Raw genomic sequence first — 13,357 nt, forward strand, 5'->3', positions numbered from 1 at the left:
CTTAACACCTTTATTTGCAGCTTTTATACTTTTACTTGCAACTTTTTCACCTTTACTTGCAGCTTTTACACTTTTACTTGCAACTTCTTCACTTTTACTTGCGGCTTCCCCACCTTTACTTGCGGCTTTCCCACTTTTACTTGCGACTTTCTCACTTTTACTTGCGCTTAACACCTTTACTTGCGACTTCCCCACCTTTACTTGCGACTTCCCCACCTTTACTTGCGACTTNNNCACCTTTACTTGCGACTTTCTCACCTTTACTTGCGACTTTCTCACTTTTACTTGCAACTTCTTCACTTTTGCTTGCGCTTAACACCTTTATTTGCAGCTTTTATACTTTTACTTGCAACTTCCCCACCTTTACTTGCAACTTCCCCACTTTTACTTGCAACTTCCCCACTTTTACTTGCAACTTCCCCACCTTTACCTCCAACTCCCCACCCTTACCTCCAACCCCCCCACTCCAACTCACCCGCACCCCAATCAATCCACCAACACAAAAAATCCCGATTCTCACCAAGAACCGGGATCTCACATAACTCTATTCTCTTTTCTTCATCCACCCAAGACCCATAGAACCTTCACCTAAATGGGTTCCAATTACAGCACCAAAGTAGCTTAATGAGAATTCAATGTTTGGGAATTCTTTCTCTAGTTCCGCTTTCCATTCTTTTGCCTCTTCTTCCCGATTAGCATGGATAATGACGGCGTAGTAGCTGTCACCATTTGTGGCTTCTCCCAAAAGCTCTACAATGCGCTTCATTGCTCTTTTTTTTGTGCGGATTTTTTCAAATGGGACGATTAATTTATCTTTGAAATGAAGTAATGGTTTAACTTGAAGGAGGCTTCCTATTATTGCTTGGGCACTTGATAGGCGTCCGCCTCTTTGAAGGTTAGACAAGTCATCTACCATAAAGTAAGCATGGCTTGTTTCTTTCAATTTATCTAGAATTGGGATTATTTCTGCTGCTGATTTCCCTTCTTGGACCAACTTTGCTGCTTCAATTGCATAAAAGCCTTGCACCATACAACTCACTTCTGTATCAAATGCATATACTTCCAATCCTTCCACCATGGATCCCGCAGAAATAGCGCCTTGGTATGTACCGCTTATTCCACTTGATAAGTGAACGCTGATTACTTCATCATACTTTTCAGCTAGCTTTTCAAATAGCTCCACAAACTTTCCAATTGGTGGTTGAGAGGTAGTTGGCAGCTCCTTTGTTTTAATTACTTCATAAAATTCGGCAGCAGTTAAATCTCTTTCTTCCTCATACACTTCTACACCGAGAATCACCGTCAACGGAATCATATGTATATTATACTTTTCCCTCACTTCTTGAGGAATATAAGCTGTACTATCTGTAACAATAGCTGTTTTCATCCAATTAATTACCTTCCTTATCTATTCGTTTGTCTATCATTTTAACTAAAAAAGAGTTTACTTGCATTATTTATTAACTCTATTATAATGCACAAAAAGAGGAATTAATATGGAAATTTAAAAGGCAGGGTAAATAAAGCAACAGATTTTATTTTGGAGAGGAGTGAGGAACTGAAAGATTCCTTCTTTTTAGTTCAGCAAGGAGGATCATGATGAACTCTTCCGCTAGCTCTAACTTTACAGCATCTGTATATGCTTTTAATAGGGCTGGATCCGAAATTCTGTTTATTCCATTCATTGCAATCCTCCCATCACTAAAGAAATTTATACTTATCTTATCAAGAATTGCAATAAAAATATAGGTGAAAACACCTACAACTCGCAGAATTTTATGACAGATTTTCAACAAATAAGTAGTAATTTTCAGAATAACAAAAGGAAGTCTTCTTTTATTTTAAAAATAAAAAGGAGCTCCTCAAACCATCTAGTGATTCAGGTAACTCCTTTCTTTTTAACGAACTTCTACCCAACCGTTTTTAATCGCAACAACCACTGCTTGTGTACGGTCATTTACATTCATTTTTTGCAAAATATTACTTACATGGTTTTTAACCGTTTTTTCACTAATAAATAGTGCTTCGCCGATTCCTCGGTTACTTTTTCCATCTGCCAGAAGCTGTAAAACTTCGCATTCACGTCTCGTTAATAAATGTAATGGTCTTCTAATTTCTACTACTTGTACATGATGTTCATCTGAATAAGCATTTTCTAATGCTAAACGACGATATTCATTTACTAAATTATGCGTTACTTTCGGATGAAGATAAGAACCTCCATCTGCAACTACTTTAACAGCTTCAATTAGTGCATCTGCATCCATTTCTTTTAACAGATAGCCGCTTGCTCCTGTTTTTAGGGCATGTGTTACGTAGTTTTCATCATCGTGTATGGATAAAATAATGACCTTTGTTTCAGGAAATTTCTCTAATAATTGTCTTGTTGCCTCTACTCCATTGATAGAAGGCATGTTTATATCCATGATGGTTACGTCTGGTTGGTATTCTTCGATTAGCTGAATGGCTTGTGTGCCATCATCTCCTTCAGCTACAACCTCGAAACTTGATTCGAAGTCAAGAATTCTTTTTACCCCTTCTCTAAACAATTGGTGATCATCAATAATAACTATCTTTGTAGTCAACTGCTCCGCCTCCCTTTTTTTCTTTATCATCTAATAGGAACGTTGATCATAACAATGGTTCCAACCCCGAGTTTGGAATCAATGGTTATTTCTCCATCAAGGAGTTGTACTCTTTCTCGCATCCCAATTAAGCCAAAGGATTCTTCCTTCTTCTGATTCTTATCGAATCCTTTCCCATTATCCTTAACTAAGACGATAATTTGATCTCTTCGTAATTCTACTTTTACCGTAATATTAGATGCTTCTGCGTGCTTTAAAGCATTTTGTACGGATTCTTGAACTAACCGAAAAAGTGCAACTTCATATTTACTTGGAAGTCTTGCTTCCTTCCCTATTGTGGCAAACTCGATTTTTGTCGATTCATGATACTCTTCTATTGTTTTCAGATATTTTTTCAACGTTGGAATGAGGCCCAAATCATCTAAAGCCATCGGGCGAAGATCGTAAATAATTCTTCTTACTTCATATAACGCGCTTCGAACCATAACTTTTAAATTTCTGATTTCTTCAAACGCCTCTTTTGCACCACGCTCTTTATATATTCTTTCCACTAAATCAGAACGCATCATAACATTTGCCATCATTTGAGCTGGTCCATCGTGTATCTCCCGAGAAAGTCGCTTTTTCTCTTCTTCCTGGGCACCGATAATTTTCAGGCCAAAATCCTGCTTTTGCTTGGCGTCTTCTATTACTTCGCCAACCTGTTTCAAATCACTAACCAAATAATTCATGACGACAGAAATTTGCGTAACCAGATGCTCAGCCCTCTCGATTGTTTCATCTAGTCCTAACAATCGGCGTTCCAAATCATCTCTGCGCTCACGATATTGCTTTTCAAGATGCCGATTCATGCTTAAATCCATTTGCAGCGTATGTGCTCTTTCATAAGCTTCTCTTACTTCCGCTTCTGAGTATTCATTAAAATGCTTACTTACTTCTGACAAGCGCTTACGAGCAAATCGAGACTGGATTTCTAGCTCGTCTCCTTTTTCTATCGTTTCTAACACAAGTACTTTCATTTCTTTTAATTCTTCGGTAAGGGTTTCATAATCTTGTCGACATTGTTCTCCGATACGAAAAATTTCGTCCTTGCTGGAACCAACAGTCTGAATCATTTGTTCCACAATATAATCTAACGTTTTTGTGTCAAATTTCCTTATTAACATATATAATTCCTCCAAAAAGGCTAAAACCCTTCCAACATCCATTCTTATTTTAGCTTGAAAGTTAATAATATGTATAATTCATTATAAAATAAATGAAAATCGTTATTTAGACACATATCCCCCTGTTCAAAACCATGTCTTAAGACCTAACAATTCCAAAGATTGCTGTGAAAAAGTATGTAAAAATTCGCTAATATAATTTTATCCTATTCTAAACGAAAAACAAAGAAAAAGAAATATATATAGGTTAGAACATGAACACAAGCCGCTCCATGTAGAATAGCCCATTCCATATGTAGCGGGTCTTTTCGAGCATGGAGTTTTACTTATTATATCACGCTTGCTAAATCACTATATTAAGATTTGATTACAAAGAGAACAATAATTGAAGAATAGACCTTGTCGAATTATAATGAAATAAGACTAATTATCGATTTTCCTTTTTTTTCGAAAAGCTCAATCGATACACACATCTTTATCGATAGAAAAAATTAATCGCACTTAAAACAACGGATGATTATAAAGACATAATGAAAGGAGCTTTCAGTATGCTTCCTTCCTATCTAACTGTGCCTAGCTACGGAGAATACGAGCTAATTATACAAAAATCGCGGTTTATTGCACATATTGCGCGAACAGAAACAGAAGAAGCTGCACAGGCTTTCATAGGAGAAATAAAGAAAAAACATAAAGACGCAACACATAATTGTTCTGCTTACTTAATTGGAGAACATGACCAAATTCAAAAGGCAAATGATGACGGGGAACCAAGTGGCACAGCAGGAGTACCCATTCTTGAGGTGCTCAAGAAAAAAGGTCTAAAAGATACTACCGTTGTTGTAACAAGGTATTTTGGTGGGATCAAGCTTGGTGCTGGAGGACTTATTCGCGCTTATGGAAAAACAACCTCAGAAGGCTTGACAAACCTAGGCATCATCGAAAGAAAATTAAAGCAAATAATCAGTGTTTCCATCGAGTATCCTTTACTTGGTAAAATGGAAAATGAATTACGGTCCTCAAACTATCAAATCAAAGACATTCACTATTTAGAAAATGTTGAAATCGAAGTCTTTGTAGATTCAGATCAAATCGAAACCTACAAAGCGTGGATAACAGACTTAACGAATGGACAAGGTATTATTACAGACAAAGAAAAGATTTATGCAGAAACTTTTATTTAATTTTTTTCACCATACAAAGAAATACCTAATATAGCCAAAAAGTGCTAATTTACGGAACCGATATTTATCGGTAATATAGTATATAGCTTTTGGTGGTATTTTTTATTTACAAAGGAGAAACTTATGGCAAATAAATCAAGAGAAACATATATAAAGGATAATAAGAAAAAGAAACGAAAAAAAGTAAAACTTTTTATTTTCGTTCCTCTGCTTGTTATTATTTTAGCAGGCATTGGTTATGGAGCAACCCTCTATTCAAAAGCAAAATCAGTTGCAGATGATTCATATGAACCAATTGATCGTGATACAAAAAGGGAAACTAGAGTGGACCCAGATATCGACGATGTTTCCATTTTATTTATTGGAGTAGACGACAGCGAAAAGAGATCAAGTCAATCTGGAACAACACGTTCTCGTTCCGATGCCTTAATGGTTGCTACTTTAAATGAGAAAGAAAAGTCCGTTAAATTACTAAGCATTCCACGTGATTCTTATGTATATATTCCTGAACGCGGCTATAAAGATAAAATTACCCATGCACATTATTTTGGCGGAGTTACATCTACTTTAGATACTGTAGAAAATTTACTAGAGATTCCAATTGACTATTATGTAAAAATGAACTTTGACGCTTTCATGGATGTTGTTGATGCTTTAGGTGGTATTGATGTCGATGTTCCAGTTACTTTTACAGAGCAAAACTCAAAAGATAAAGCAGGAGCTATCCATCTAGAAGAAGGATACCAAGAATTGGACGGAGAAGAAGCACTTGCCCTTGCAAGAACAAGAAAAATTGATAACGATATTGAGCGTGGAAAAAGACAACAGCTAATCATGCAAGCAATCATGAAAAAAGCTGTTTCAGTTGAAGGAATTACAAAATATTCAAAAGTAATGGAAGCTGTAGGAAGCAATATGACAACCGATCTTTCATTCAGTGATATGCAATCCCTAATTGCCTATGCAACAGCAGACAATGGTTTACAAGTAGAAACACTTACATTAACTGGTTATGACGGTCGAGTTGACGGAAAGTATATTTATGAATTAGATGAAGCAGCCTTAGCTGAAACAAAATCCATTCTTCAGCAGCATTTAGGTGTAAGCAGCAGTCTTTTTTCTGACTCTGACAGTTCAACTGAAACACCAACAGAAACAGATACAACAACAGATTCTTCCGCTTTAAACTAATCATATATACCTGACATGCACCTTTTTTCCATTCGTGCATGTCTTTTTTTTGCAAAAATTTATATTAGTTTCTTCTCTAATTGTTTCATTCTAGAACAAAAGTCTTTTCAAAATACCAGTATTAACCACGAATCAATAGAATTAAAGTATGATAGAATCATATTAGCTTCTTAATGAAAGAATAATAGTCTTTCTCTCCCCTTCCAAAAAAAATGTTCCAAATAAATACCTTTTAAATAGGACAATTATATAAGGAGAACACTGAATGAAAAAAACACTATCATTTTTGTTGTCATTATTCTTAGTTATATCAATCCTACCAGTTTATAAACAGCATGCATATGCGAGTGCCAGCGAACCACAAGTACATGTTATGCTAAAGAATTATCTAGGGAATAAAACGCAAATTTCTATCACACCATCTGGAACATATACAACCGAAGATGGAAAAATCACCTTAAATAATACAACTACCTATACCCTTAAGTTAGAACAAACTAAACTTAAATTATTTAAAGGTAGTACAGCTATTTTGGAATCAGGTTCTTTTACTTTAACACCATCCAATCCTGATGATTATTTAATGATTAATGATAGAAAATACAAAGGCTCCTTTGAATTCATTATAGAAACAACAAATGGTTCAAGCTATATCCGCCCGATAAATACGATTGGAATGGAAGAATACCTTAAAGGCGTTGTTCCTAGTGAAATGCCTGCTTCCTGGAATATAGAAGCCTTAAAAGCCCAAGCAATTGCAGCACGTACCTACTCATGGAATTATGGCGGCAAGACGATTACAGATACAATAAGCCATCAAGTTTACGGTGGACTAAGTGGTTCTCATCCTAATTCTGATAAGGCAGTCGAAGCTACAACTGGACAAGTCCTAAAATATAACAATAAATTAATCGATGCTGTCTACTCAGCTAGTAATGGTGGATTAATGGAATCGGCTAAGAATGTTTGGGGCAATGATTTTGCCTATCTAAAGAGCGCTGCGGATTCCTATGATACAAGCTACACTTGGAGCTTCGATGTCCAAAAAATACAAATTGATATGGAAGGTAAGGATCTAGAAAATCCAGATACATGGTGGAACAATGTTTCGGAAAAGGACAGTGCTATTGTCTCTAATCTAAAAACTTGGTTGAAAAATAACGGCTATAAAGACAAAGATATAAAAATTGTCTTTGTTCCTTCTTTATCTTTCACAAATCCTTCTACAACAAAAAGAGTTAGCACCGGTTCTATCTCTATTCAGTTTTATGTGAAAGATATGACTGACACAAATGGAAAACTAATCTTGCAAGAGATAAACCAATCAAATGTTGCTGCATCGAAAGTTAGGGCTATGATTGGACTGAATTATGTAAAAAGCTATCTTGTGACAAAAAGCTCTTCAAACACTACAACACATAGTATTGCAGGAAGAGGCTATGGCCATGGAGTTGGTCTAAGTCAATATGGAGCTAATAACCGTGCTAATGCAGGTCAAAAATACACAACTATTTTGGCTTTTTATTACCCTGGTACACAACTAATAACAGAATATACAGATTCGGAAATAGCAGCCCCAGAAATAAAAGATATGAAAGCTTCTTTTACGAATTCTAACAATGCAGTTAACTTGTCATTCACCCTTACAAAAGCAGCTAGCACAATCGTCAGAATAAAAGACACTACAGGTAAGATCAAAACAACAATTTTAGATAATGATTCATTGAACGCTGGTAGCTATACTTACACTGTCAATACATCAACTTGGGCTGACGGTAATTATACGGCTGAAATCATCGCAACAGATAATAATAACATTCAAACAACAAGCACAGCAACAGTGAAAATTGCCAAACTAGATACACCAACAATAAGTTCTATCAAAACAACCTTTGATACAAATACAAACACTGTGCACGCATCCTTCTCTGTTAATCAACCGTCGAAAGCGTCAATGACCATTACAGATAGCAAAAATAAAGTCGTGAAAACATTAGCAAGCAGCAAAGCATTATCTGCAGGATCATCCTCTTTTAGTTGGGATGTAGGAAATGTTAACGACGGAACATATACGTTAAATATTAGTGCTGTTAATAGTATTGGCAAAGAAAAAGTAGTTAAACAAGCTTTCACTATAAAAAAAGCTTCTGCACCAACCATTAAAAATGTGAAAACTAGCTATGATACCACTAGCAATAAAGTAAAGGTGAGCTTTCATGTCATTCAATCAACAAAAGAAACTGTAAAGATTATGAACAGTAAGAATAAAGTCGTGAAGACTCTTACTTCCAATAAGTCATTAAAAGCAGGAACTCATTCCTATACTTGGAGTGTAGGAAACTCAAGTGATGGAAGCTACACTGTATCCGTTGAAAGTGTAAATTCAAATAATTTAAAGAAAACAGTTAAACAAAAATTCACCTTAAAAAAAGTTTCCGCACCAACCATTAAAGATGTGAAAACTAGCTATGATACCTCTAGCAATAAAATAAAGGTAAGCTTTCATGTCAATCAATCAACCAAAGCAACTGTAAAGATTAAGAACAGTAAAAATAAGGTCGTGAAGACACTTACCTCTAATAAGTCATTAAAAGCAGGAACTCATTCCTATACTTGGAGCGTTGGAAAAACGAGTGATGGAAGCTATAAAGCATATGTTGAAACTGTCAATTCGAGTAAATTAAAGAAAACAGCTACAAAAAATTTCACTTTATATAAAGTGAAAAAAGGGACCGTAAAAGCAACAAAGCTTAATATTAGACAGAAGCCCACCACTTCATCAAAAATAGTCGGATCGGTCCCAAATAAGAAAACAATAAAGATATACGCCAAAAGCGGTTCCTGGTATAAAATTAAGTATGGAAAAGTAACAGGCTATGTATCAGCAAAATATGTGAAGAATGTGAAATAAGAAAAAATTGTAGGAAAGAGGAAGTGATACAAATATCACTTCCTCTTTTATATTTGAGTACTAAAAACTCTACTTTAATTACTTTAGCCGGAAATTCGCTCTCTGTGATTTCTCCAAAACCCAATAATAATTTTTTCAAATAATTAAGTCTGCCATTTTTAGAATATCTCTTTAAAATAAACCTATAAAAAAATTGAAAAGTAATTAGAATGTACTCAATTAGGGTAAAATATAATATCATAAAAGAACTAATTAGAAACTTCATTTCAAACTTACTACATAGAAAAGAGGTGCTATTTATGTTAAAAAAAATAATAACTTTTTTAAATGGAACAGTTGAAAAGCCATTAATTACTGATAACGAACTCAGCATTTGGAATGAGTTGGAGGATGACGTTTCAGAAGACGAACTGGAAGAGAAGTACAGACTTTTGTGATAAGCTTTTTTAACCTTCTCCTACATATGATTGTTATTAAAGAAAGAAGTTGCTCCTTGTCACACTTCTTCCTCTAAAAAAGGTCCTTCTCATGAAAAGAGAGGACCTTTTTTTATCTATTTTTACCAGTAGAATATCTAATATCATTAATAAATTTCAAAATGGGCTTATAATTCTTCCCAACTAGTCCAATCTTTTCCACAATTAATTCAATGATGAGTAAGACTGTTACGATTAAGAGTATGGCTCCCCATACTTTTGCCATGGAAAAAATCACAGCAACAAGTCCGAAAAATGAGGCCATTGCATAGATAATAATAACCGTTTGCCTGTGTGTAAAACCTATATTTAACAAACAATGATGCAAATGAGATCTATCTGGTGCCATCAATGGTTGCTTATTAACTAAACGACGAATAATCGCAAAGAATGTATCAGAAATAGGAACTCCTAAAATAATAACTGGAATTACAAAGGAAATTAATGTTACATTTTTAAATCCTAACAGCGACATGACGGCAATGATATAGCCAAGAAATAACGCTCCTGTATCGCCAAGAAAAATCTTTGCCGGATAAAAGTTAAACAATAAAAATCCAAGGGTACTTGCTAAAACAATAGAAGAAATTGCAATTACGTATCCATTTCCCATAATAATCGCCATACCAGTAATCGTAAATAAAGCAATACAGGAAACCCCTGAGGCAAGGCCATCTAATCCATCAATTAAATTAATGGCATTTGTGATGCCTACAATCCAAAGAATCGTTATTGGTATATCCAAAAATCCAAATTCTAATTGTCCACCAAATGGTAAATTGATAAACTCAACTTGTACGCCACCCCAAACGACTACAATGATTGCAGCAATTGTTTGAGCAACAAACTTAATCTTTGCATTGAGATTATAAATATCATCTAATATTCCCGTTGCAATTATAATAACACTACCAATCAGTATCGGATAATGATAGTCTTGACCTGGATTGATCGCCAATGCACCGATAACAAAACTGATATATATAGCTAAACCGCCCATACGGGGCATGATTTTATGATGTACTTTTCGTTTTTCTGGTTTATCCATTGCTCCAACTTTAAATGCAAGCTTCTTCACTAACGGAGTCAGTAAGATAGAAGCAATAAAACATACCACGAGCATTACATATATCATGGAGATCCTCCCTAATGCCTTTCATAACGTACATTTTAGGCATCTGTCTATTCTTGCATATAATCGAAATTTATTATAGCATAAACTATCTTGATTTGCTCTATAAAAATTCACCCTAGCTTTACATTTACATTACAAAAAGTTTACTCACTCTATAAAAACTTTACTAATATATATGACGAACTTCTTTATAAGGAAGTTACAAAAATCTAAAAAATTTATAAAACAAACCGTTCTATAATAGAACGGTTAAATTATATACCTTTATTATCTTCTCTTTAAATTAGAATTATTTAAACTTTTCCAGCAAATTCAGGATCGCTTCTCTTTTTTAATCCCGCTTCTTGAAAGGCCTTCTTCTCTTTAGCAGACATTTTTTTATAATCCGCCAAAAACTCTTCATATGCTGGCATTACTTCATTTATATCTCCAACCATCTTTATTTCCCCATGTTCTAACCAAATGCCTTTTTCACAAAATTGTTTCATTTGGCCAATAGAGTGACTTACAAAGAAAATTGTTTTACCTCGTTCTTTAAACTCATTCATTTTGACTAAGCACTTCTCTGCAAAGGCCTTATCCCCTACAGAGAGTGCTTCATCAATAATTAAAACGTCTGGATCTGTATTGACGGATATGGCAAAACCTAATCTAGATTTCATTCCACTTGAATAGGACTTAACAGGTTGATCAATAAATTTGCCTAATTCTGCAAACTCAATAATACTTGGCTCTAATTCCTTAATTTGATTTTTATTAAATCCAAGCATTAAACACTTTAATTCAATATTCTCTCTACCAGTTAATTCACCATTTACACCAGCAGCAACGGCTATTAGTGAAGCTTGTCCATCAATTTCTACTTCCCCAGATGTTTGTGGTACGATGCCTGCAATAATATTAGATAAAGTTGATTTGCCAGACCCATTAACCCCCACAAATCCAATAACGTCTCCGTGCTGCGCCTCAAAGCTAACTTCTCTTAATGCATAAAAAGCTTCACCATAGTTCCTAGGTAAAAATATATCCTTAAGCTTTTCTTTATTATTTGAATAAAGCTTATATCGCTTCGTTAAGTTCTTTACTACTACTGATTTTCCCATAAGTCACTTCCAATTTTAAATAAAATCAATAAAGTGTCTTCTAAATCTTACATGCATATATGATCCTACAAGTAAAAATAGCAACACTATTACCCAGAAGTATATAGTAATTTCTGGATGTTCAAAAATATACCATCCTTTACCTAATAATGCATAACGATATCCTTCAATTAAGTAATAAAAAGGATTAATATGCATTACGAAAATAAATTTCTCCCCAAATCTATCTGGTGACCAAAGGATGGGAGTAATATAAAGTAAAACCCTCATAATAGATTGTAAAAGCATTTGAAAATCTCGTACTATCGTTGAAATAGTGGAAGTAATTAATGCTAATGCAAATAAAAATATAATAGATCCAAATAAGAAATATGGAATCTGCAAGTAATATACGGATATTGGATATCCAAAAAATTGAAATAAAATTATTACTATTCCCATTAATAGCATTTGAGGATATAACATTGATAAAATAACATAGGATGGTATAACACTTAATGGAAAATTCATCCTAGAAACCATCCGCAACCTTGCATAAATAGATCTAGATCCTTGTGTAATAGATGGATAAATAAAAAACCATAATACTATTCCCGACAACATCCAAAAGATGTATGGAGTCCCCTCAATTTCCGGTCTTTGCTGAACAAACCCAAATACAAACCAATATATAGCAATTTGGATAGCTGGATTAATAAGCTCCCATAGAATTCCTAAATAGTTATTACTATTAGCACTTTTTAATTCATATAAAGATAGTCGATGAATTAAATGAAAATTATCTCTTTGTTCTTTTAGAACTTGTATCATTGAACGCATAAGTAGTGACCTTTCTATAATAGCAAGTTAAAATTATTTCTAAATAAAATAACTTTATTTGCAGTATTTACAAAATTCTTCTTCATTATAAATTTCTACTCAAAAAACAGAAAATATCTAGATTACATCCCCTCTTTCCAATTGATAGAATCTATGAAACATTATATAGCCTACGAATTATTATTACAAACTAATTTAGTAATTGTTTGTAATATATAGGTTATTTGTAAGCAGAATAAGGCAGATACAAAACAATTGGTCTTCTAATAATGAAAAAGGTGAACTTGAGCTTACTCAAATTCACCTTTTTCTATTTTTGCGAGTACTACTTCTATTACCCTAGTTGTTAGCAGTAAGTTCTCTTAAATTCATCACCATTATTATAACTGTCCATTTCATTTTCTATCAACAAGGTGTTATTTCAGCCTTTGATCCTTCTTTGGATTTTGTACAAATTAAACAAGAATAAGCATCTAATGACGAAACTACACACGCTCGTAGATTTTGAATTCCTGTTGGTAGCTTAGCCTGTAATGTCTATTGATATAAAATTTATATGCAAAACGTTTCTGATTAAAGCATTCATATAATTCTTATTTTTCTTCTAAATAAATTCACTAGTGTCGCACTAAAATAATTCAACACAAATTTTAAACCTGAATTTTCTACAACTTGATTTTTCCATAAAAAAATCCTTTATAATGGTTGGGAGGTAGTAACCTATCCAAATCCAAAATAAAGGACCTACGCATGGATAAGTTTACACGAAAAACATCATTTGAACAATGGC

Annotated in this window: 12 protein-coding genes; 4 read left to right on the forward strand and 8 right to left on the reverse strand. The window is 34.1% G+C overall.

The window, feature by feature from the left end; genetic code table 11:
• The 5 genes from ADJ83_RS25650 to ADJ83_RS15065 all read right to left on the reverse strand — a co-directional run.
• Window positions 1-195 (reverse strand): hypothetical protein (locus ADJ83_RS25650; RefSeq protein WP_160314260.1); only part of this gene is annotated, 195 nt, incomplete at its 3' end.
• 349 nt (window positions 196-544) lie between these two features.
• Window positions 545-1,387, reverse strand: a complete 843-nt coding sequence (locus ADJ83_RS15055; RefSeq protein ID WP_031540585.1) for a DegV family protein — start codon at window positions 1,385-1,387, stop codon at window positions 545-547.
• 148 nt (window positions 1,388-1,535) lie between these two features.
• Complete coding sequence (gene sda / locus ADJ83_RS24975; protein ID WP_081836754.1) at window positions 1,536-1,685, reverse strand: sporulation histidine kinase inhibitor Sda; 150 nt, start codon at window positions 1,683-1,685, stop codon at window positions 1,536-1,538.
• Between the two features lie 213 nt (window positions 1,686-1,898).
• Complete coding sequence (locus tag ADJ83_RS15060) at window positions 1,899-2,585, reverse strand: response regulator (protein WP_031540586.1); 687 nt, start codon at window positions 2,583-2,585, stop codon at window positions 1,899-1,901.
• Window positions 2,586-2,611: 26 nt separating this feature from the next.
• Entirely contained in the window at window positions 2,612-3,751 is a 1,140-nt protein-coding gene (locus ADJ83_RS15065; RefSeq protein WP_031540587.1) for a sensor histidine kinase, read from the reverse strand.
• 548 nt (window positions 3,752-4,299) lie between these two features.
• On the opposite strand from ADJ83_RS15065, the gene ADJ83_RS15070 reads away from it, so the two are divergent.
• The 4 genes from ADJ83_RS15070 to ADJ83_RS25660 all read left to right on the forward strand — a co-directional run bounded on the left by ADJ83_RS15070 (window position 4,300) and on the right by ADJ83_RS25660 (window position 9,471).
• Window positions 4,300-4,932: a YigZ family protein gene (locus ADJ83_RS15070; RefSeq protein WP_031540588.1), complete on the forward strand. Its 633-nt coding sequence runs from the start codon at window positions 4,300-4,302 to the stop codon at window positions 4,930-4,932.
• Window positions 4,933-5,055: 123 nt separating this feature from the next.
• A complete protein-coding gene (locus tag ADJ83_RS15075; protein WP_035416882.1) occupies window positions 5,056-6,123 on the forward strand; it encodes an LCP family protein in 1,068 nt (355 codons plus the stop codon).
• 265 nt (window positions 6,124-6,388) lie between these two features.
• Window positions 6,389-9,034 (forward strand): SpoIID/LytB domain-containing protein, encoded by a 2,646-nt coding sequence (locus tag ADJ83_RS15080; protein ID WP_048718219.1) that lies wholly within the window; start codon window positions 6,389-6,391, stop codon window positions 9,032-9,034.
• Window positions 9,035-9,333: 299 nt separating this feature from the next.
• On the forward strand, window positions 9,334-9,471 hold the full coding sequence (locus ADJ83_RS25660) for a hypothetical protein (RefSeq protein ID WP_155986813.1): 138 nt from the start codon (window positions 9,334-9,336) through the stop codon (window positions 9,469-9,471).
• Between the two features lie 112 nt (window positions 9,472-9,583).
• Here ADJ83_RS25660 and ADJ83_RS15085 read toward each other — a convergent pair whose 3' ends face one another.
• From ADJ83_RS15085 to ADJ83_RS15095, 3 genes are all read right to left on the reverse strand, one after another.
• The gene (locus tag ADJ83_RS15085) at window positions 9,584-10,645 is read right to left on the reverse strand and encodes a glycosyltransferase family 4 protein (protein WP_031540591.1); all 1,062 of its coding nucleotides are present in this window, start codon (window positions 10,643-10,645) and stop codon (window positions 9,584-9,586) included.
• 293 nt (window positions 10,646-10,938) lie between these two features.
• Window positions 10,939-11,748, reverse strand: coding sequence for a teichoic acids export ABC transporter ATP-binding subunit TagH (tagH, locus tag ADJ83_RS15090; protein ID WP_031540592.1), 810 nt, complete (start codon window positions 11,746-11,748; stop codon window positions 10,939-10,941).
• Window positions 11,749-11,763: 15 nt separating this feature from the next.
• Window positions 11,764-12,567: an ABC transporter permease gene (locus ADJ83_RS15095; RefSeq protein ID WP_031540593.1), complete on the reverse strand. Its 804-nt coding sequence runs from the start codon at window positions 12,565-12,567 to the stop codon at window positions 11,764-11,766.
• Window positions 12,568-13,357 lie beyond the last annotated feature (790 nt).

It is taken from the genome of Bacillus sp. 522_BSPC, from assembly GCF_001076885.1.
GTDB classification, from domain to species: Bacteria; Bacillota; Bacilli; order Bacillales; family Cytobacillaceae; genus Niallia; species Niallia hominis.

Excerpts from the sequence above, each read along its gene's own strand:
- ADJ83_RS15055 (WP_031540585.1), bottom strand. The coding sequence starts at position 1,387 with ATGAAAACAGCTATTGTTACAGATAGTACAGCTTATATTCCTCAAGAA.
- sda (WP_081836754.1), bottom strand. The coding sequence starts at position 1,685 with ATGAATGGAATAAACAGAATTTCGGATCCAGCCCTATTAAAAGCATAT.
- ADJ83_RS15065 (WP_031540587.1), bottom strand. The coding sequence starts at position 3,751 with ATGTTAATAAGGAAATTTGACACAAAAACGTTAGATTATATTGTGGAA.
- ADJ83_RS15070 (WP_031540588.1), top strand. The coding sequence starts at position 4,300 with ATGCTTCCTTCCTATCTAACTGTGCCTAGCTACGGAGAATACGAGCTA.
- ADJ83_RS15075 (WP_035416882.1), top strand. The coding sequence starts at position 5,056 with ATGGCAAATAAATCAAGAGAAACATATATAAAGGATAATAAGAAAAAG.
- ADJ83_RS15080 (WP_048718219.1), top strand. The coding sequence starts at position 6,389 with ATGAAAAAAACACTATCATTTTTGTTGTCATTATTCTTAGTTATATCA.
- ADJ83_RS25660 (WP_155986813.1), top strand. The coding sequence starts at position 9,334 with ATGTTAAAAAAAATAATAACTTTTTTAAATGGAACAGTTGAAAAGCCA.
- ADJ83_RS15085 (WP_031540591.1), bottom strand. The coding sequence starts at position 10,645 with ATGATATATGTAATGCTCGTGGTATGTTTTATTGCTTCTATCTTACTG.
- tagH (WP_031540592.1), bottom strand. The coding sequence starts at position 11,748 with ATGGGAAAATCAGTAGTAGTAAAGAACTTAACGAAGCGATATAAGCTT.
- ADJ83_RS15095 (WP_031540593.1), bottom strand. The coding sequence starts at position 12,567 with ATGCGTTCAATGATACAAGTTCTAAAAGAACAAAGAGATAATTTTCAT.